Annotated in this window: 15 protein-coding genes; 14 read left to right on the top strand and 1 reads right to left on the bottom strand. The window is 35.7% G+C overall.

Features of this window, described 5'->3' with window-relative positions:
* Positions 1–292: 292 nt before the first annotated feature.
* The 8 genes from ACTNDN_RS13560 (at position 293) to ACTNDN_RS13595 (ending at position 11,010) form a co-directional block, all read left to right on the top strand.
* Entirely contained in the window at positions 293–1,315 is a 1,023-nt protein-coding gene (locus tag ACTNDN_RS13560; protein ID WP_235248897.1) for an ABC transporter ATP-binding protein, read from the top strand.
* Positions 1,312–2,322, top strand: a complete 1,011-nt coding sequence (locus ACTNDN_RS13565; protein ID WP_251627731.1) for an ABC transporter ATP-binding protein — start codon at positions 1,312–1,314, stop codon at positions 2,320–2,322. Before ACTNDN_RS13560 ends, ACTNDN_RS13565 begins: the two co-directional genes overlap by 4 nt.
* Before the next feature lie 15 nt (positions 2,323–2,337).
* Positions 2,338–3,288 carry an ABC transporter permease gene (locus ACTNDN_RS13570; protein ID WP_031539562.1) on the top strand — a complete coding sequence of 317 codons (951 nt, stop codon included), beginning with the start codon at positions 2,338–2,340 and terminating at the stop codon, positions 3,286–3,288.
* 12 nt (positions 3,289–3,300) lie between these two features.
* Positions 3,301–4,227, top strand: a complete 927-nt coding sequence (gene opp4C / locus ACTNDN_RS13575; protein WP_251627729.1) for an oligopeptide ABC transporter permease — start codon at positions 3,301–3,303, stop codon at positions 4,225–4,227.
* Positions 4,228–4,276: 49 nt separating this feature from the next.
* Positions 4,277–5,896, top strand: a complete 1,620-nt coding sequence (locus ACTNDN_RS13580; RefSeq protein WP_441131316.1) for an ABC transporter substrate-binding protein — start codon at positions 4,277–4,279, stop codon at positions 5,894–5,896.
* A 519-nt stretch (positions 5,897–6,415) separates the two neighbouring features.
* A complete protein-coding gene (locus ACTNDN_RS13585; protein ID WP_441131317.1) occupies positions 6,416–8,173 on the top strand; it encodes an ABC transporter ATP-binding protein in 1,758 nt (585 codons plus the stop codon).
* A complete protein-coding gene (locus ACTNDN_RS13590) occupies positions 8,136–9,965 on the top strand; it encodes an ABC transporter ATP-binding protein (protein ID WP_031539553.1) in 1,830 nt (609 codons plus the stop codon). The genes ACTNDN_RS13585 and ACTNDN_RS13590 overlap by 38 nt, the downstream gene beginning before the upstream one ends.
* A gap of 346 nt (positions 9,966–10,311) precedes the next feature.
* Positions 10,312–11,010, top strand: coding sequence for a GTP pyrophosphokinase (locus tag ACTNDN_RS13595; protein WP_441131318.1), 699 nt, complete (start codon positions 10,312–10,314; stop codon positions 11,008–11,010).
* A 556-nt stretch (positions 11,011–11,566) separates the two neighbouring features.
* Here ACTNDN_RS13595 and ACTNDN_RS13600 read toward each other — a convergent pair.
* Entirely contained in the window at positions 11,567–12,844 is a 1,278-nt protein-coding gene (locus ACTNDN_RS13600; protein ID WP_441131319.1) for an IS110 family transposase, read from the bottom strand.
* 728 nt (positions 12,845–13,572) lie between these two features.
* Between ACTNDN_RS13600 and ACTNDN_RS13605 the strand changes: the two genes are divergently transcribed.
* The 6 genes from ACTNDN_RS13605 (at position 13,573) to ACTNDN_RS13630 (ending at position 20,709) form a co-directional block, all read left to right on the top strand.
* Positions 13,573–14,727, top strand: a complete 1,155-nt coding sequence (locus ACTNDN_RS13605; RefSeq protein ID WP_441131320.1) for a DEAD/DEAH box helicase — start codon at positions 13,573–13,575, stop codon at positions 14,725–14,727.
* 193 nt (positions 14,728–14,920) lie between these two features.
* Positions 14,921–15,154, top strand: a complete 234-nt coding sequence (locus ACTNDN_RS13610; protein ID WP_284561467.1) for a hypothetical protein — start codon at positions 14,921–14,923, stop codon at positions 15,152–15,154.
* A gap of 393 nt (positions 15,155–15,547) precedes the next feature.
* Positions 15,548–16,684, top strand: coding sequence for a GerAB/ArcD/ProY family transporter (locus ACTNDN_RS13615; protein WP_441131321.1), 1,137 nt, complete (start codon positions 15,548–15,550; stop codon positions 16,682–16,684).
* A 124-nt stretch (positions 16,685–16,808) separates the two neighbouring features.
* Positions 16,809–17,927, top strand: coding sequence for a GerAB/ArcD/ProY family transporter (locus ACTNDN_RS13620; protein ID WP_441131322.1), 1,119 nt, complete (start codon positions 16,809–16,811; stop codon positions 17,925–17,927).
* Positions 17,924–19,516: a spore germination protein gene (locus ACTNDN_RS13625; RefSeq protein WP_441131323.1), complete on the top strand. Its 1,593-nt coding sequence runs from the start codon at positions 17,924–17,926 to the stop codon at positions 19,514–19,516. The genes ACTNDN_RS13620 and ACTNDN_RS13625 overlap by 4 nt, the downstream gene beginning before the upstream one ends.
* On the top strand, positions 19,513–20,709 hold the full coding sequence (locus ACTNDN_RS13630) for a Ger(x)C family spore germination protein (protein WP_441131324.1): 1,197 nt from the start codon (positions 19,513–19,515) through the stop codon (positions 20,707–20,709). The genes ACTNDN_RS13625 and ACTNDN_RS13630 overlap by 4 nt, the downstream gene beginning before the upstream one ends.
* Positions 20,710–20,813 lie beyond the last annotated feature (104 nt).

Here is a 20,813-nt window from a genome sequence, read left to right on the forward strand (position 1 = left end):
AACATCAGTTCACTAACGTTCACTGTGTTTCCTTTATCGAAAGAACGTGTTCTTCCAGTTTGTACGCTGATAACCAGGCGCTTACGCTTTACGAAATAACAGGGATTAAGATTCTAAGTTAGAGACCAATCTAGCTCCAGCGCCTATCAGCTAGCAAACTTCTGATCACCTCTTTTGCGTAGTCAACATCAGTTCACTAACGTTCACTGTGTTTCCTTTATCGAAAGAACGTGTTCTTCCAGTTTGTACGCTGATAACCAGGCGCTTACGCTTTATATTTAGGAGGGGAAGTATGGGGGAGAATATTTTAGAAGTGGATAAACTGCAAACGGCTTTTCGGACGGATAAGGGAGAGGTTGTGTCGGTAGAGGAGGTTTCATTTCAGCTTCAACCAGGTGAAACCATTGGTATTGTGGGAGAGTCTGGATGTGGTAAAAGTGTAACTTCTTTATCCATTATGAGGTTGCTAGGAAAACATGGATATATCAAAAACGGTTCGATTAATCTGAATGGAAATGATTTAACAAAATTAACAGAAGCAGAAATGCGTAAGGTTAGAGGAAATGAAATATCTATGATTTTTCAAGAACCAATGACCTCTTTAAATCCAGTTTTTACAATTGGTAATCAAATGGTGGAATTGATTCGTTTACATATGGGTTTAAATGCTAAGAAAGCTAAAAGCTATGCGGTAGAAATGCTTAAGAAAGTAGGTATTCCGAGAGCGGAGGTAATTATAGATGAATATCCACATGCGCTTTCTGGAGGAATGCGACAAAGGGTAATGATAGCGATGGCGCTATCTTGTAAACCTAAGCTATTAATTGCAGATGAGCCAACTACTGCATTAGATGTAACGATACAGGCACAGATTCTTGAATTAATGAAAAGCTTAAAAAATGAGTCAGAGACAGCTATTATGATGATTACACATGACTTAGGTGTAATTGCAGAAATGGCAGATAAAGTAATTGTCATGTATGCGGGACAAGTAGTAGAAGAAGCAGATGTCTTTACTCTTTTTGATGAGCCGAAGCATCCTTACACGAAAGGCTTAATCGACTCTATCCCACACCTAGAGTATGATGCTCAGGAAAAGCTATATTCCATTCCCGGTTCTGTTCCAACGTTGCAGCAAATGCCTAAAGGCTGTAGGTTTCACACACGATGTCCTTACGTGACTGAAAAATGCATTGCCGAAAAACCTCCCCATATTAGCATAGACAATAAACGAAATCATAAAGTTCGTTGTTGGCTATATGAGGAAAAACAGCAAGAGAGTATGTCAAATGAAGAGAGGGAGGTTACTGTATGAGCATAGAAACTTTACCTATAAAAGACGGAATATTCAAACAACTACAACCGTTAGTAGAAATTCAAAACCTAAAGAAATACTATCCAATTAAGAAGGGGATTTTATCGAAAACAGTTGGTCATGTCAAAGCGGTGGATGGGCTTAATTTTTCGATTTATCCTGGTGAAACCATTTCCCTTGTCGGGGAGTCTGGTTGTGGGAAATCCACTACAGGAAGAGCAATCGTAAAGCTTGATCCGCTGACAGACGGAAAAGTGTTATTTGAAGGAAAGGATATGGCGACAATTCAGCATAAGGAATTAAGAAAAATTAGGACGGAGATGCAAATAATCTTTCAGGATCCCTATTCTTCTCTTAATCCACGTAAGCGAATAGGCGATTTATTGGCAGAACCATTAATTGCCCATCGACTTGCCACGAAAGAAGAGGCAAACAAAAAGGTAGACCAAATACTTGAAATAGTAGGATTAACTAAATTTCATAAAAGTAGATATCCTCATGAATTTTCTGGTGGTCAAAGACAAAGGGTTGGCATTGCTAGAGCGCTTATGCTAAATCCGAAATTGATTGTTTGTGATGAACCAGTGTCAGCATTGGACGTTTCTATTCAAGCACAGGTGTTAAATCTATTAAAAGATTTGCAAAAGGAATTTAACTTAACCTATTTATTTATCGCGCATGGATTAGGAGCAGTTAAATATATAAGTGATCGAATAGCTGTTATGTATCTAGGAAAAATCGTTGAAATTGGAAAAACAGAAGAAATCTTTAAAAATCCCAAGCACCCCTATACGAAAGTATTGTTAAGTGCTTATCCTATTCCTAATCCCCATCTTCGAAATAGAGAAAGGATTGTCGTGGAAGGAGATGTTCCAAGTCCAGCAAATCCACCAAAGGGCTGTAGATTTCATACAAGATGTCCAATGGCTCAAGCTATTTGTAAGGAGAAGGAGCCGCTATTGAATGCTACAGATCATTCAGTCGCCTGCCATTTTCCACTAAATTAAAGGAGGGAGATTTGATTGTTTCAATATATTATTAGGAGATTATTAATTGCCATTCCAGTGTTGCTGGGAGTAACTGTTTTTAACTTTTTCATTATTAACCTAGCTCCAGGTAACCCTGTGGATATGTATATTAATCCAGATACAACCCAGGCAGATATCGATGCGAAGAAAGAAGCATTGGGACTTAATGATCCTATTTACATTCAGTACTTTAGATGGCTCGGAAATCTTCTTCAAGGAGATTTTGGATTTTCTTATACCACGTATGAACCAGTATTGGACTTAGTGCTAAATAGAGTTGGGCCAACCTTACTTCTTATGAGCACTGCCTTAATTATTGCTTATATCATTGCCATTCCAATTGGAATCTTAAGTGCCACCAAGCAGTATTCGTGGATTGATTATTTAACAACTACCTTTTCCTTTTTAGGTGTATCTATTCCTAACTTTTTCTTAGGATTAGGAAGTATTTATGTTTTTGCTCTCGTTTTAAATATTTTACCTACAGGTGGGATGTTTACACTTGGTAGCAACGGTGGATTTGCTGATACATTATTTCACCTTATTATGCCAGCAGCTATATTAGGGACTGCCATTGCAGGAAGTACAGTCCGTTATGTAAGAAGTAGCATGCTAGAAGTATTGGGGCAGGATTATTTGCGGACTGCTCGAGCGAAGGGATTAAAGGAATTTATCGTTACCAACAAACATGGATTAAAAAATGCGCTTATTCCTATTATTACTATTATTGGGATGGAGATACCGATTTTAATTGGTGGGGCAGTAGTAACAGAGCAAATTTTTCAATGGCCTGGTTTAGGGCAATTAACGATTCAGTCCATTTCATCACGGGACTATCCAACATTAATGGCGATAAATTTTATCGCAGCACTTGCTGTACTCTTCTCTAATTTGATTACTGATATTTTATATGCTGTTGTGGATCCAAGAATAAAGTATAACTAAGGGGGAGTGAACATGAGTATTCCTAATGTGAAAATGGATACGGATTTACCAGTAAATAATGTGGTGATTCCTGTTCAAGAACAGTTGGGGAATGAAGAAAGCTACCTGAAACTAATTACAAAGCGTTTTTTTAAACATAAGCTAGCAGTTGGTGGGCTGATTATTTTTTCATTAATGGTTTTGATTGCAGTCTTTGCTCCAGTAATTGCACCACATAATCCATATTCGGTAGATGGAGAATTTGCGGCACCTCCTTCTGCTGTGAATATCCTTGGTACAGATGAAGTGGGCAGAGATTTGTTTAGTCGCCTATTATATGCTGCTAGAGTTTCCTTATCAGTAGGAGTAGGGGCAGTTGCAATCTATGTTGCCATCGGTACCATTCTAGGAGCGATTGCAGGATACTTTGGAAAATGGGTAGACATGGTCATCATGCGTATTACAGATATATTTATGTCATTTCCGTATTTAATGGTTATTTTAGTCCTTGTAAGTATAATGGGACCTAGTCTTTTTAACGTTATTTTGGTATTGGGCTTGCTTGGTTGGCCGTCAATCGCCAGATTAGTAAGAGGGTGTGTTCTAACAATTAAAGAAATGGATTATATAAAAGCGGGTGTTGCCCTAGGCTATTCAACGCCTAAAATTGTATTTCAGCATATTCTACCAAACTGTATTGCACCTATTTTAGTAAATGCTACATTTGGTATTGCTTCTGCCATTATTATGGAAGCCTCCCTTAGTTTTCTGGGAATGGGCGTTCAGCCTCCAACAGCAAGCTGGGGAAATATGTTAAACGAAGCTCAATCTATAACAGTACTAGCAACGCAGCCCTGGTTATGGATTCCTCCTGGAGTAATGATATTACTTGCCGTTTTATCTATTAACTTTATGGGAGATGGATTAAGGGATGCAATGGATCCGAAGAGCCTTAAATAATGGAGTTTGTTATTTACTAACATTATAGAAAATAGACGGGGGAAAAATCATGAAAAAATTCAAAACAATATTTAGCATGTTTTCCATTGTAATATTATTGTTGCTTTCAGCATGTGCTGGTGCAAATAATACAGCATCAACAAGTGGAAGCTCAAAAGAAAATACGATGTATCTCGGCCTAGTAAATGCTCCAGTAAGCTTTAATCCAATAAACTCTTCTGATATTGCAGCAGCATGGTTAGAAAAGTTTATGTTTGATACTTTCCTAGAAATGACGGCACCATTAGAATTCACACCAAAACTAGCAGAATCGTTTGAGACAGAGGATAATCAAACATTTACAATAAAGATTAATAAGGATGCAAATTGGTCAGATGGCACGCCAGTTACCTCAGCAGACGTTGCCTTTACTTTGAATTTAGTTGCCAATCCAAAGACTGAAACAGCTGTTGGAGCTTATTTAACCCAATTAGACGGGTTAACGGTAAATGGAAAACTTCCAGACGGTGTAACAGAAATACCTTCTTTAACGATTGTTGACGATAAGACAATTCAATTTAAAACAAAGGAACCTGTTGATCCGAATATGGTAAAAGAACAGTTAGGATCAAAATTTATGATTCTACCAGAACATATACTAAAGGACGTAGCACCAGAAAATTTACAAAAAGATCCTTTCATGATGAGTCCAACTGTAACCAATGGACCTTTCAAATTTGTTAAGTATGCGAAAGATCAGTATATCGAATATGCGAAAAATGATGACTACTATTTAGGAGAAGTAGAATTAGATAAATTATTCGTGAAAATCATGCCAGCTGCAAACCTTGTAGCCCAATTACAAACAGGGGAGATTCATATGAATGCAGCCGGAGGTATCGGGAAAATAGCAGTTCAAGATTTTGAAACAGTAGAAGGCTTTGATAATGTAACCACAAAAACAGAGAAAACGTATGGATATCAAAACATGAGTTTTAATATGGATACAATGTCAGACCAAAAAGTGAGACAGGCAATTGCATATGCAATCGACCGTCAAAAGATTGTTGATCAATTGCTGAAAGGGGAAGGAGAAATTATAGACGGACCTTATACGTCTATCAGTCCATACCTGAATAAAGATCTAGAAACATACACATATGATCCAGAAAAGGCGAAGCAACTATTAGAAGAAGCCGGATGGGATTTCGATAAGACGATTGAATTCGTTGTACCAATCGGAAATAAAGTACGTGAGCAATCAGCAAATATTATTGCAGAAAATCTAAAAGCGGTTGGCTTAAAGCTTAATACGACAACGTATGATTTCCCAACTATTATGTCAAAAGCGAAAGCTGGAGATTATGATTTAATGTTAATTGGTTTTACTAATACAATTGATCCAGATTTAACTACGATATATGGTTCAAGTGGATCAAGCAACTACACGATGTATAACAATCCAAAGGTAGACGAATTACTTGAAAAAGGAAAACAAGAACCAGATACAGAAAAACGTAAACAGATTTATAATGAACTTCAAGAAATTTGGAGTGAAGAACTGCCAATCTTTACATTATATTCTGACTATGACTTTGCAGCAGTATCGAAAGATGTAGCATTTGGAGGACCAAAGATTTTCGGTTTCCATAATGAACTATATAAATGGTCATTGACAGGTGCAAACTAATAAAAAAAGAACGACTGAGCCTATTTTGGCAACGTCGTTCTTTTTTTAGTGAGTAGGGGGATTGCTAGTGATAAGTGTTTAAGTGTAGAAAGGAAAAGAGAGAGCGGCTCTCTAAGCCCGAAAGCGAGAGAAAAGGAGTGACAAGGTAACAGAGAGCCACTCTCTAATCCGTCTTCTTTAAATAAACAATCAAAAGAGTAACAGATAAAAATTCTACATCTTGTTTCAGAATAGATACCGTAATGAGTGGTAACAAAAGTATCTGTAACTGGATAATTATAATCTGATTGCGTGTGGAGACGTCACCAATAAAATAAAACAATGTCTTTCTAGCACAATCTAACGAAAAATTCCCCCTAAATACTCCCGAAATCTTCTTCTGAAGGATGAAAATTAGTGTTTTCTAACTGACTAAAAAGAGGTATGATAAAAATAATGTTTAGTAAACCTAAAGAAATTTCATCGATGGTTGGAAAGGACGGATATTTCAACCAATCAGGACAAAGGCTGGAGGGAATAATGTCAAAAATATTTGGTAGACTTCGAGTATATAAACTAAGTATAACAATTGCTCTTTTTCTTATGTTAACAGAGCTTGCAGTAGAATTAGTTCAACCATTAATCATGGCAAAAATTATTGATGATGGATTGGCTCATCAAGATACAAAAGTTGTCCTAATTTGGGGAGGGCTGCTAATTGTATTTTCCCTTGTAGCCTTTGCTGCGGGAATCATAAATACGTTTTATTCTTCCCATGTTTGTCAGAATTTTGGCTATAGTCTTCGGAATGAGCTATATCAAATCATTCAATATTTTACCTTTTCAAGTAGTAATGTTTTTGCAAGCTCCTCTTTGATTACGAGATTAACTAATGATATTACCCAATTACAAAACACCATATTTATGGGATTGCGATTTTTATTAAGGGCACCACTTTTAATTGTAGGCGGAATCGTTATGTCCTTTCTAGTTAATGTAGAGCTGGCACTAATTCTGGCAGTGACCATTCCATTAATCGTGATTATGTTTATTTGGGTAATCAAAATAGGGAGAAAGCTTTTTCAATCTGTCCAAAAGAAGTTGGATCATGTTAATAGTGTCATGCTTGAAAATTTAACAGCTGTCCGATTGATTCGTGCTTATATACGGAAGCAATTCGAAAGATATCGTTTTACACAAACAAGTGAAGAGCTAAAGAATCTTACACAAAGAGCATTAAGAATCATGGAAACAACGGTACCGCTTTTACTTTTTGCAATGAATTTATGTATTATTGCGATACTTTGGATTGGTTCTGGGCAAATAAATACTGGTGAAGCTCAGATTGGGGAGGTAGTCGCGGTTATTAACTACACATTAAGGATAACTTCTTCTATTTCTGTAGTCAGTATGTTAGTAATGGTTATCTCCCGCTCAAAGGCTTCAGCAGATCGTATTCAAGAGATTATTGATATAGAAGAAAAGGATACGGATAATCCGGAAGGAAATAGGAATTCAAAAATTAAAGGAAAAATTAATTTTCAACATGTATCCTTTTGTTATCCTTCTAATAGAAAAAACACCATTGGAAATTTGCAATTTACCATTCAGCCAAAAGAAAGAATTGCGATATTAGGAGCGACAGGATCAGGAAAGACAACACTTTTCCAATTGATTCCCAGACTGTATGAACCAACAGAAGGAACGATCTTAATTGATGATAAACGGATCGATTCCTACTCATTAAATGCACTAAGAAAGCAAATAGGCTATGTACCACAGGAATCGATGCTCTTTACTGGAACGATTAAGGAAAATATTATGTGGGGAAATCCCAATGCTACCTTTGATGAGGTGGTGCAAGCTGCAAAGGATGCCCAAATACATGAAACAATTATGTTAATGCCCAATACATACGATACGAGAATTGGGCAAAAGGGAGTTAATTTATCGGGTGGACAAAAACAGCGTCTTTCCATTGCAAGAGCCCTTGTCAGAAAACCAAGTATTCTTCTTTTAGATGACAGTACAAGTGCTTTAGATTTGAAGACAGAAAAAAAACTGCTTGATGCAGTCGCCTCTTATCAATGCACGCTTCTGCTCATTACCCAGAAAGTATCTACTGCTATGAAGGCAGATCGGGTGATGCTAATAGAAAATGGGGAAATTGTAAGCTTTGCTCCCCATGATCAATTATATAAAACAAACAAGCTTTACCAAAAAATAGTCGAATCACAGCTAGGGGAAGGAGAGTGGGAGAATGCAAAGGGAACTAACCGATCCATTTCACTATCCTAAACCTGATATAAAGCCAGATGCTACAGTTGTTAAAAAAGGAAAAAAACCAAAGAATATGGGGAAAACTTTATATCGGTTATGGGCATATCTGGCCCAAAAAAAAGGGTTGCTGATTCTTGTTTTAGTGATGGTTGCACTAAGCTGTGCATTAGGATTATTGGGACCATATGTATTAGGGATGTCTATTGACCGCTTTATTGTAAATAGAAATTTAGACGGATTTACAGGAATGCTATTATTTCTTGGCTGTATTTATTTTCTTAATTCCATTGCATTATTTTTACAAAGCTATTGGATGATTGGAATATCACAAACAACTGTTTTTCAGCTAAGAGCAAATTTATTTCATCAATTTCATGAATTACCGATAAGTTATTTTGACAAAAAACAGCATGGGGAACTAATGAGCCGTGTTACCAATGATATTGAAAACGTAAGCTCCACCTTAAATAGCTCTGTTATTCAAATCTTTTCTAGTATAATCACTTTAATCGGGACCGTAGTGGTGATGTTTATACTAAGCCCGTTGTTAACGGTTCTGACTTTAATAATTGTTCCAGTAATGTTTTTGGGGATGAAATGGATAACAAGCAGAACGAGTGTGTTATTTAAGGAGCAGCAAAAGAACTTAGGTGACTTAAATGGATTTATCGAGGAATCCATTTCTGGTCAAAAAATCATAAAAACATTTTCCCTAGAGAAAAAAATGATTAATGATATGAAAGAAAAAAGTGATAAACTTAAGAATTCTGCTTTTTGGGCACAAGTATATTCAGGATTTATTCCAAAGCTAATGAATATGTTAAATAATGCTAGCTATGCGATTATTGTTGGAGTTGGCGGGCTGTTAGCACTGAAGTCAGGTGCTGTATCAATTGGAGTAATTGTTATTTTCGTAGAATATTCAAGACAATTCACTCGGCCATTGAATGATTTATCTAACCAATTTAATACTTTACTATCTGCAATTGCTGGTGCGGAAAGAGTATTTGAGGTATTAGATGAGGAAAGAGAAGAAGAAGATGAGAAAACGGCAAGCGAAATAAAGGAGACAAAGGGAGAAGTTCAATTCAAGCAAGTTTCCTTTTCTTATGAGACAGATAAGGAAATATTGAAGGATATTAACTTTAAAGTAAATCCTGGCGAGACAATCGCTTTTGTTGGACCAACAGGAGCAGGAAAAACTACGATTATCCAGCTTATTACGAGATTTTATGATGCAACAACTGGAAGTATATTGGTGGATGGTCATGATATAACAAAAATAAAAAGAGAAAGCCTCCGTTCACATATGGGATTTGTCCTTCAGGATAATTATTTATTTGAAGGAACGATACGGGAAAATATTCGATACGGCAGACTGAACGCAACCGATAAGGAAGTCGAGGATGCAGCAAAAATGGCGAATGCTCATGGCTTTATTGAACATCTCCCAGATGGGTATGATACGATTCTTTCTGCAAATGGAAATGGAATAAGTCAGGGGCAAAAACAATTGTTATCGATATCACGAGCAATCCTAGCTGATCCGTCCATTCTTATTCTCGATGAAGCCACAAGCAGTATTGATACCATTACAGAAGTGAAAATACAAGAGGCTTTAAAGCGCTTGATGAAAGGGAAAACTAGTTTTGTTGTTGCCCATCGGCTTAATACGATTAAACACGCAGATATGATCCTTGTCTTAGATAAGGGAATGATTATCGAAAAAGGTTCTCATGATGAATTATTGAAAACAAGAGGATTTTATTATGAACTACATCAAAATCAGTTTTCAGAAGCAGCAGAATAGTATTTTTATAAACGGAATTTTCATCTAATACACCGGTTGGTCAGTAAGGCTATTAAGCTTATTGAACAGTATTTCCCTTTCTTAATGTCTTGTATATAAAGGTTAAAGGGAGTACTGTTTCTTTTTTAATAAAAAATAGTATTGGATATAAATGATATTTGACTGACCGGTCATTTTGGTTTACTATATAAATATATTCGGTGCAAGTCAACACCCGAAAATAGCTCGAATTATATAAAGGTGGATGTTGAAAATGAAAACAATTGACCAAATTATTGAGTTTTTAAAGAGTATCGGAGTAGACGCAGAAAAGGTTTATCGGAATCCAAAGGAGACTTACTAGTAGATGGAAAGCGTAAAACACCTCAAAACATATATGGAAGATAATCATTTTGATTTAAATGAATTATCAAATGAACTAAATGAATGGAAAAATAGCTTAATCATATACAACTTTGCTCTAGAAGAGATAAATACGAAATTAAAAATTATAAATGAAGAATTTCAATTTATTCATAATCATAATCCGATTGAACATATAAAATCGCGCATTAAGGATCCAAGAGGAATCATGCAGAAGTTACATCGGAAAGGACATGCAATTTCAATTGAAAACGCGAAGAAATATATACACGATATTGCTGGAGTCCGTATTACATGTTCATTTATATCGGATATTTATGAAGTTTTTAACATTATAGAAAAACAGAATGATATTAAGGTCCTACAGGTGAAGGATTATATAAAAAATCCAAAAGCCAATGGCTATAAAAGCTTACATTTAATCATCAGTATTCCTGTATTCTTAAGTACTGGTATGCAAGAAGTATGTGTCGAAATTCAAATTAGAACAATCGCGATGGATTTCTGGGCAAGCCTAGAGCATAAAATCTATTATAAATTTGATAAAGATGTTCCTAGACATTTGCTTAATGAATTAAAGGAAGCAGCAGATGCAGCACATGAATTAGATGTGAAAATGAAGAAAATTAAAGACCGAGTCGATATTTTTCAAACTGTTGGTAAACAACAAACGTTAATATAAGTTGAGGGAGGCTGGGACAAAACTAAAAAACTAATCTTTAAAGACGAATAATCTCTAAAGTAGCTTTTAAATAAAGCTACTTTCTCATGATGGTTTTCAATGTTTTTAAATATAGTCAGGTGTAAAAACTAAGTCGTTCCATTGCGCTACAGACGGTCGATGCGCCGGGGAGGAAGCTGAGCCTCCCTCTAGAAATGTTGGAATATCAACCTTTAAAGCCGTTTTATGGCTAGAAAAAAATTTTTTTCAATCATTAACTTGTTATGAATTTCTAAAAATTCAAGAACTTGTAAGAAGATACTTACGCTTCGCTAGAGCTAATTGGAAATCATTAACTCTATCGTGCTTATGTGATGCACATTGGATCTCTGCAAAACTTATGAAGACTAACCCTCCCATGTCTCTTGGCATCTAGTGCGTACATTCCTTCGTTCGGTCTTTACATAAGGCAGAGGCTGGCGATGCTCCTCGAGGGACTCTTGGTCTTATGGCTCAAATAGTGCCGGCTTCTCCGTGTCATCCTTTTGTTTAGATTCTTAAACTACTAAGAAGTAGCTCAAGCTGCCTCTTGGAGACAATGGAGGTCTGTCATCATAAGACTTGCATTAAAATGCACATGTTTTACACACAAAGCATATAGGATTTTAAGTAGTTTCCCACTTAATACTACCATGGCTTCTTTCTTTTTCAGTGGATTGACAGTACGAGTTGTATAGTACTGATATAGAGATTTAAATGCTATGTTATGTTGAATCAAAGGAAGAATAACTCTATATAATATAGCTCTGAGTTTCCTTCTACCCCTTTTTGAGATTTTCTTATGGCCTTTATGTTTGCCAGAAGAGTTTTCCCTTAGTGTGAGTCCCGCTAATTTAATTAGTTGGCGTGGATGCTCATATTGGCTAAGAGAGCCAGTCTCAGAGAGTAATTCAACTGCTGTATTTTCACCTAGACCAGGAATAGATAAAATATACTCGTAGTCGATCAATTGTTGAGCTAGTTCAGTTAATCTTAATGATAAGACTTCTAATTGTTTTGAAAGAGCTTTGAATTGAGTAAGCAAAGTTTCTATCTCAAATCGTGCCATTTCTAATCCTTCTTTTAATCCGATGGACTTGGTGGTTAGTACTTTTAACTTTTGAATCTTAGAAACAGAAAGACATTTTAGTCCTTCTACGTTTTTGTAAAGCTGAATCAGTTCTTCCTCACTCTTCCCATCAAAATCCATTGGTAATGGTGTCATTTCAAGCACTGCGCAAGCGTTCTTCCCAAAACTTTTGAATAAGTGCTGAAACTCAGGGAAATAAAGATCTATCCAACGAATCATACGGTTTTTAATTGATGTAATATCTTCTTGTAATTTAGATCGCAGACTCGCTCCATTACGAAGTTCTGCTTCTACTCCAGTAAGTATTCGAGAAAAAGTAAACCGTCCGTCACGTATTAAGCTAGCGATAACGCGAGCGTCTTTTTTGTCATTTTTGGTTTGAAGGTTATCATCTAATTCTTTCGTTCTATTAACGTGCATTGGATTTACCATTACATATCGGATATCCTGCTCAACCAGATAGGCAGCTAAGTTCATCCAATAATGCCCCGTGGGTTCAAATCCAACGATAACCTCTGATTTTTGGTGGCAAGATTGTAAAGACTCTATTTTTTTAACTAGCTGTTCAAAACCATCTTCTGATTGATAAAAGGGAAATGATTTCTCTAATACACGACCGCGATCGTCTACCGCACATGCAAAATGTTTCTGCTTGGCAATATCGATACCAATGACCAAAGTTTTTTCAGAAACTTGATTAATTTTGTGATTAATATTACTATTCATTATATGTCCTCCTGTTTGGTGATGAGTTTCGATTGGTAAGTTGATACTCAAGCATCATACAAGAGGACTTTTTATTTTGCAAGACCCCATTAGGATTCTAAACAGGAATGCTCCTCGCTGCGAGGGCACTGAAAAAGTCTAGTTCTCCAAATAAAATGAGGTTTTATTTATTTGAAAGCGAATAATAAGTTGGTTTGGAGAGGTGTCCGCTCGACTCCTACGGGAGATGCGAGAAAGTCCGAGACCCTGCAGGAGCGTAGCGACGAAGCGGCTCGGCGCTCGCCCCGTGGAAAGCGAGCGGTAAGCCTTGGAAAACAAAAGCCTACACTAAGTTAGAATGGTTTGGTAATTACCGATTCACCAGGTAATTCACTTTTTCAGTGGCCTCCTCGCTGCGCTGCGGGGTCTCAGCCTTTCCTCTATTTCCCGCAGGAGTCGAGCATCCTCCGCTCCATTACACTTCGTTTTTTAAACCTTTTTTAAAACAATAAACACGAATTTTCATGCAAATTAATTACATAACAGTTCGAGTTTATTGTTGAATGAAATGCTTATGTCCCAGCCCCTTTTTTATTGAGGGTGATCCAAAGTAAGCGTACCCCCATCAAAAATATATATTACCTCAATAAAAAAGGTTTCATATCAATTTTTCAGTAAATAATTTATAATAAGAAGACATATTTTAAAGTTAGATGCAATTCGTCTAACTTTTTTAAAAGGAGAACGAAATGAAAGAACAGCAATTTTGGAATACATTTAAACCATTTATACAGCAGAACTGGGAAAAAGCGAATTTTAAACACGCGACATCTATCCAAGCACAATCCATACCACTTATATTGGAGGGAAAAGATGTAATTGCTGAATCCCCAACAGGAACGGGAAAAACACTAGCTTATCTATTGCCAGTTTTAAATAAAATTGATACGGACTCAAAGAATATCCAGGCGATTTGTCTTGCTTCTTCTCAAGAGCTTGTTATGCAAATTTTGGCAGAAGTACAAAAATGGGGAGAGGGTAGCGGTATTCGTTCGGCTTCGTTTATTGGTGGAGCCAATGTAAAAAGACAATTAGAAAAGCTGAAAAAACACCCTCATCTTGTTATTTGTACACCTGGAAGAGCGTTAGAGCTGATTAAACAGAAAAAATTGAAAATGCACGAAGTAAAAACAGTTGTACTAGATGAAGCGGACCAATTATTGGTATCAGAGCATATTGAATCTGTCCGACAAATTGTAAAAGCCACTTTAAAAGATAGACAAGTTGTCTTATTCTCTGCAACCTTACCAAAACATACAGAAGATATTGCCAAGGAACTTGTTCAAGATGCAGAAATTATCCGTGTGAAAAAAGATAAGGTGATTGATGCAGCAGAAGTGGAGCATATTTATTTTCAAGCAGAATATCGAGATAAGGTAAAACTTTTAGAGCCAATCTCTCGTTTGAACAATGCGAAAATTCTTGTGTTCGTAAAAGATATTGGCAATTTAAATGTAATTCATGAAAAATTGACCTATAAAAATATTCAAACGAGTATTTTGCATTCTGATTTGAATAAGATGGAGCGTCAGAAATCATTAAAAGATTTCCGAGATGGAAAGCGTAATATGCTGCTAGCAACAGATGTGGCAGCTAGAGGGCTTGATATTCAAAATATCACGCATGTGGTCCATTATGATTTAGCTACTGATCAGACACAGTATATTCATCGTTCCGGTAGAACGGGGAGATTTGGTGCATCAGGAGTGGTAGTTAGCTTAGTTACAGAAAGAGAAGAAAGAGAACTGAAGCAAATGGCTAAAAAGCTAAACTTAAGATTATCACGTAAAAGCTTTTATCATGGGGAAATCATTGATTATCAAATGAGAGAAAAAAAGAAATAATACCATTTCAATATAAAGCTGTCATTAATCCAAAAAATTGGGTAGATGACAGCTTTTTTATTTGGCAAAAGGGTAAGGGGTGGCAAGCCTAAACAGACTAATCTTAGATAAAAAATGAAAAATTAGGCATAAAAATGGAGAAATTTCACAAGATAATACCATTAATAAACAAAGCACTTAAAGGAAGGGTTAAATGGTAACTTTTGCTTATCTATTAATATTTACATCTATGGGTATTTTGACCGTTGGCTTAGATATTATTGTATTTCATGAAGGGTTTATGAAATGTTTTAAAAAAATTTATGAGGCGGAAGTTGGTGCAGGTGCAATTACAATTGTATTTACTGCAATATTTGGCTTCGTTTGGTCTGTCATTGTGGATTTTCGTTTATGGAAAAATAAAAAAAGGGAAAGCAGAAGATACTAGGATGAACATTATCTAATTATTTGAGTGTATTTTCTAAAAGACTCTGTTTTGTACAAAGTATTCAGGCTAATTCGGTAAGGTACCAGCCTAATAAAAAGAAGCAAGATAGATTCATTGGAAGTACGAATCCTATCCCAACAAAAAGAGTCATCGAAGGAAGAGGAAATTCTGAAAAAACCGACTGATGGAAGGATCACTTGATCTAGATTAAGAGACCACTTTTAAATAGCGGATTAATTTTTAGTGTGCTTTCACTCTTAGAAGAAGGTACAACTACACAGTCTTGGAAAGCAAACTTAGAACATCACAAGGTATATATAAGTACATGTTTTTTAATTGTATACATAAGGAACCAAGGCGCTTGCGCTTTTCTAAAAGGAAGTGTGTAACAGCATGTTAAAAGAAAATATTTCGTTAACTCAATTGGCTGCAGTAATTTTTAATTTCCAAATTGGTAGTACGATTGTCATTGGCCTTGGATTAAAAGCGAAGGAGGATGCATGGATTGTTCTTCTGATTGCTTTAGGGTTAGGCATAATTATTACCATGTTTTTTATTTATATGATGACATTGGCACCGGGGAAGAATTTATTTGAAATGTTTGAATATTGTTTTACGCGGCCAGTTGCCATTAGCCTCAGCCTTGTTTATGCCACTTACTTTTTTTACTATAGCTGCCGTATTATTAGGGACTTTGGGGAGTTAATTGCAAGTACGGTGCTTCCTATAACTCCAATTGAAGTATCGACAATCATGCTTGTCATGGTGATGGGATATATTATGTATATGGGATTAGAAGTTCTTGCTAGAACTGCAGAGATCTTTACTCCATATGCCTTTATCTTTATCCTACTTTTATTTATTTTTTTGTATGCAGGCAATAACTTCGATTTTTCCAATATTCGACCAATATTAAAGGATGGGTTTAAGCCACTATGGAGTATTATTTTTCCTTATGAAATTGTTCGACCATACGGCCAATTGATTATTCTAACCTACATATTGAGCAATGTTTCAAATGCCAAATACAGCAAGAAAATAATTATTTATAGTGTCATTACATCTAGTCTATTATTGCTTGTCACGTCGCTGATGATTGTTTTGTCTTTAGGACATGATATTGCCTTGCGCTCCAATTTTGCATTATTGAGTGCTGCCCGGCTTGTATCAATTGGCAATTTTTTGCAGCGAATAGATGCAATTGTAGTTTTCTGTATGATGTTAGGAACACTCGTAAAAAGCTGTATCTATATTTATGGGGGGTTAAAGGCTTTAGAATATATTTTCAATCAAACATTTCGATATTTTGCCTTTCCAATGGTATGCGTGGTTGGTGTTTTTACAACCTTAATTGCTCGGAATTATTCCGATCATATGAATGAAGGGTTGCAGTCTAATCCTTACCTACTACATATTCCTCTGCAATTTGGCTTACCATCACTAATGGTGCTTATTATGATGATTAAGCATTGGAACAAATCTAATACTAGGAAAAAGGTTAATAGAGATTATAGCGAACACGGTTCATAAAAAGTGCGATTGATTATAAAGAAGATACCATTTCGGATGAAGTGATGCTTAAATGCCAACTAGCAATGAAATAGCTGATTTAAATACTGGATGAAAATTATAACCAATAAGGTGCTGAATGATTATGTTGACAGAAAAACTATCTTTAACACAAATATTTACGATGATTATCAATTTCCTTCTTGGAAGCTCTATCGTAGTTGGCATAGGAATGGAAGCCAAGAGAGATGCGTGGCTGGTTGTTTTAATTGGAATGTTTGTCGGCTTACTTATTATGAATTTTTATCTTTATTTCATGTCATTGCTACCGGGAAAAAATATATATGAGATAATCGAATATTGTTTTTCTCGAAAAGTTGCAGTTATTCTTGCTCTTGTTTATCTAAGTTATTTTATCTATATTTCTGCAAGGGTTATTAGAGACTTTGGGGAACTAATCACAACTGCCATTCTTCCTGCAACACCTATCGAATTTACGATATTTACGCTCATGTTAGTAATTGGCTATATATTGTATCTAGGAATTGAGGTTTTAGGGAGAACAGCAGAGATATTTAGCCCCTATATGTTTGTATTTGTATTCTTGCTGTTTATTTTATTATACGCTGGAGGCAAAATAAATCTTACGAATATACAGCCAATTCTTAGCAGTGGAATAATGGAAGTTATTAAATCGACCATACCTTCCATTATTGCATTTCCTTATGGAGAGCTTGTAGCATTTACGGTTATTTTAGCAAATATAGGAGACTTTAAAGCGGCTAGAAAGGTCTGTTTAATAAGTGTATTTATTGCTAGTGTAATCTTATTGGCCTCTGTTTTTCTCATCATTGCTACATTAGGAGAAAATACAGCAACCCGCGCAAATTTTCCATTATTGATTGCTGCAAGGCTTGTTAGCATTGGTGAGTTTCTTGAAAGAATAGATGTGTTAGTTGTGTTTATTATGATGTTAGGAATATTGATCAAAAGTTCAGTGTTTTTGTATGGAGGCTTAAAAGGAATAGAGTATATTTTTAAGCTTCCATTTCGCTATTTTGCAATGCCGGTATCCTGTATAGTAGCGATGTTTTCAATCTTTATTACGATAGATTTTTCCGATCATTTGGTAGAAGGATTACATGTAGGTATATTTCTACTCCATCTTCCACTTCAATTTGGATTTCCTATTTTGATTGTGTTTGTACTGTTAATAAAAAAATGGAAGGAACAAAGGAATGAAAAAAGGGAGATAAGAGCATGAATTATTTTAAAAAGATACTGTCTATAAATAGTAAAAAAGAAATACCCTCCAATGTAGTTCCAACAAAAGCAAAAGAGATAGGCTTAGATAAATTAACATTTGAAGAGCTAAAATTAGAAATTAATAAAACCTTTGGGAATACGGCTGATTTGCAGTCTGATGACATTCGTGTAGGTAAAAGCGATGGACGTATTTACTATTTAGAAACAGTAGTTAATACAGAAATGTTAAAAGAAATGTTAGGAAATACGTTAGAGAATTCAGTGGATAAAGATATTGTCATAGAAACAGTAGAAGATTTGCATAATCTAAGTAAAAGAAGCTTTGGGGTATCAGGATATAAATTATTGAACACGATGAATCATATAGTTTCTTCTCTCTTGGAAGGCCGAATTGTAATTGTATTCAGAGGGGTTGGGCAGGCACTTAGTTTAAATTATTTAAACAGTGAGGGGAGAGCGGTAGCAGAGCCTACTACACAAACAGTAGTAAGGGGACCAAAAGACTCTTTTGTAGAGGATGCCTCAACCAATATAAATTTAATAAGAAAAAGAATACGAAACCATCATTTGCGTTTTGAGAAATTTATGCTTGGAAACGAAACGCGGACAAATGTTTATATGGGTTATATGTATTCTATTGCAAATGAAAAAATAGTAAACGAGGTGCGTTCAAGACTAAATAAGATTGATATTTCTGCCGTGTTTGAGTCTGCAAATGTCGAGGAATTAATTATAGATAAAAGCTTGACGGTCTTTCCACTTGCTATGAATACAGAACGTCCAGATGCAGTAGCAACTTATTTAATGGATGCGAAGATTGTCATTATAATTGACGGCTCCCCTTTTGTATTAATAGTTCCAGCTGTTCTTACTGATTTTTTTACATCTCCAGAAGATAACTATCAAAACTATTTTATGAGTAGCTTTGTTCGAATGATTCGCTATTTGTCCTTTATGATTGGCTTAATTATGCCGTCCGCTTATGTAGGTGTATTGACCTTTCACCCAGAGCTTTTACCAACCACCTTACTATTAAGTGTTATTGCTCAACGGGAAGATGTTCCTTTTCCAGCAGTAGTAGAGGTATTTATTATGGAGATTACATTTGAAATTTTAAGAGAAGCAGGGGTAAGGATGCCACGGGCTGTAGGTCAAACGGTTTCTATTGTTGGTGCATTAGTTATTGGACAGGCTGCGGCTGAAGCAGGAATTATTTCAAACATTATGGTTATCATTGTTGCGATAACGGCGATTGCTAATTTCGTATTCCCGAATTATAACTTTGCAAATGCATCGAGGCTAATTCGATTCGTTCTTATCATTGTTGCATCTGTATTAGGTTTATATGGTGTTCTTTTAGTGCTTGTATTTATGGTTGCTCATTTAAGTTCCCTTCGTTCTTTTGGAGTTCCATATTTAGCTCCAGTTGCTCCATTTATCGTTGAAGATCAAAAAGATGTATTTGTCCGATTTCCACTGTGGGCAATTAGTAAGAGACCATCCTATTTAAGTCCGAATGTAAAGAATAAGCAAAAGCCCCAAGGATCTCCATCTCCTCCTAAGCATGAAGGTGGGGACAAAAAGTGAAAAGAACCGGTGTCTTTCTATGTATACTAAACTGTTTATTTCTATTAACGGGCTGTTGGGATCGAAAAGAATTATCTGAAATTAAAGTAGTTGCAGGGATGGCAATTGATAAAGGGGAAAATGCAAAATATAAAGTGTCTGTAGAGGCGTTGAATGCAGCAGAATTAAGCACCCAATCTGCAGGGGGAAATGCGCCTACGGTAGTTGAAGGGATTGAAGGGGATTCTATCTCAGAAATTACCCATCTTTTTAATGAATATTATGCACAGATTCTAATATACTCTCATATGAAAGTGCTCGTAATCAGTGAGGAAGTAGCAAGTGCAGGAAGACTGGATTTTATTGATTTTTTGGAAAGAAACAGAGAGATAAGAGATGACTTTAACATTATTATCGCTAAAGAAGGGAAAGCAGAAGATATTTTAAAAATAGCTGCCCATTATAAAAAGGCATCTTCTTTAAAGCTATCTCCACAATTGGATCATTTGCTGGAGGATTGGGGAGGAGACCCTGGAATGAGTATTATTAATTTTATCTCTGAGCTAAATTTGGAAGGAAAAGAACCAGTGCTTGCTACCGTAAGGCTAAAAGGAGATGTTGAAAAGGGGATGAGTATGAAAAATATTCAGAAGGTAACCCCTGATGCAATTGTTGTGGTAGATTCACTGGCGATTTTTAAAGATGGTAAGTTAGTGGGGTTTCTGAGCTTAGAGGATACTAGGAATTATTTATGGACGAGGAATGATATAAAGACTACTTCTTTGACACTCGAATGCAAAAAGGGAGACTTTAGCGCGATTCGAGTAACAGAATCGCAAACAGAAGTAACGTCTAAGATGAAGAACGGTAAGCCTTTTTTTCATATAAGTATAAAAGCAGAAGGATTTATTGAAGGAACTCAATGTTATAATAACGTGGAAAAGCTTGGAACGATTGCTAAATATGAAAAGTTAATCAATGAAACTTTTTCAAAAAAAATAACAGATACCATTACAAAGGTCCAAAAACAATACCAAGCGGATATTTTTGGATTTGGAGAAGTAATGAGAAGGCAAGATTTTAATTCTTTTATGAAAGTAAAAGATAACTGGAATGAAGAATTTGCTTCAGGAGATGTAAAAGTAGATATGGATTTTGTTTTAAGAAGGTCTGGTATACGTTCAAAGAGCTTTTTAACCGAAACGGAAAAATAAACAGGAAACATAGAAAAAACTGGTCATTGCGAACAGTTTTTTCTATGTTTTTTTTGGATTAGCTCCATCTAAGACTAAAGTTGTAGAGGAAAATCAAGCTAAGG

It is taken from the genome of Niallia sp. HCP3S3_B10 (assembly GCF_052064465.1).
In the GTDB taxonomy this organism is placed as follows: Bacteria; Bacillota; Bacilli; order Bacillales; family Cytobacillaceae; genus Niallia; species Niallia hominis.

Bases quoted from the DNA above. Each gene is read 5' to 3' on its own strand.
- ACTNDN_RS13560 (WP_235248897.1), top strand. From the start codon at position 293: ATGGGGGAGAATATTTTAGAAGTGGATAAACTGCAAACGGCTTTTCGG.
- ACTNDN_RS13565 (WP_251627731.1), top strand. From the start codon at position 1,312: ATGAGCATAGAAACTTTACCTATAAAAGACGGAATATTCAAACAACTA.
- opp4C (WP_251627729.1), top strand. From the start codon at position 3,301: ATGAGTATTCCTAATGTGAAAATGGATACGGATTTACCAGTAAATAAT.
- ACTNDN_RS13580 (WP_441131316.1), top strand. From the start codon at position 4,277: ATGAAAAAATTCAAAACAATATTTAGCATGTTTTCCATTGTAATATTA.
- ACTNDN_RS13585 (WP_441131317.1), top strand. From the start codon at position 6,416: ATGTCAAAAATATTTGGTAGACTTCGAGTATATAAACTAAGTATAACA.
- ACTNDN_RS13590 (WP_031539553.1), top strand. From the start codon at position 8,136: ATGCAAAGGGAACTAACCGATCCATTTCACTATCCTAAACCTGATATA.
- ACTNDN_RS13595 (WP_441131318.1), top strand. From the start codon at position 10,312: ATGGAAAGCGTAAAACACCTCAAAACATATATGGAAGATAATCATTTT.
- ACTNDN_RS13600 (WP_441131319.1), bottom strand. From the start codon at position 12,844: ATGAATAGTAATATTAATCACAAAATTAATCAAGTTTCTGAAAAAACT.
- ACTNDN_RS13605 (WP_441131320.1), top strand. From the start codon at position 13,573: ATGAAAGAACAGCAATTTTGGAATACATTTAAACCATTTATACAGCAG.
- ACTNDN_RS13610 (WP_284561467.1), top strand. From the start codon at position 14,921: ATGGTAACTTTTGCTTATCTATTAATATTTACATCTATGGGTATTTTG.
- ACTNDN_RS13615 (WP_441131321.1), top strand. From the start codon at position 15,548: ATGTTAAAAGAAAATATTTCGTTAACTCAATTGGCTGCAGTAATTTTT.
- ACTNDN_RS13620 (WP_441131322.1), top strand. From the start codon at position 16,809: ATGTTGACAGAAAAACTATCTTTAACACAAATATTTACGATGATTATC.
- ACTNDN_RS13625 (WP_441131323.1), top strand. From the start codon at position 17,924: ATGAATTATTTTAAAAAGATACTGTCTATAAATAGTAAAAAAGAAATA.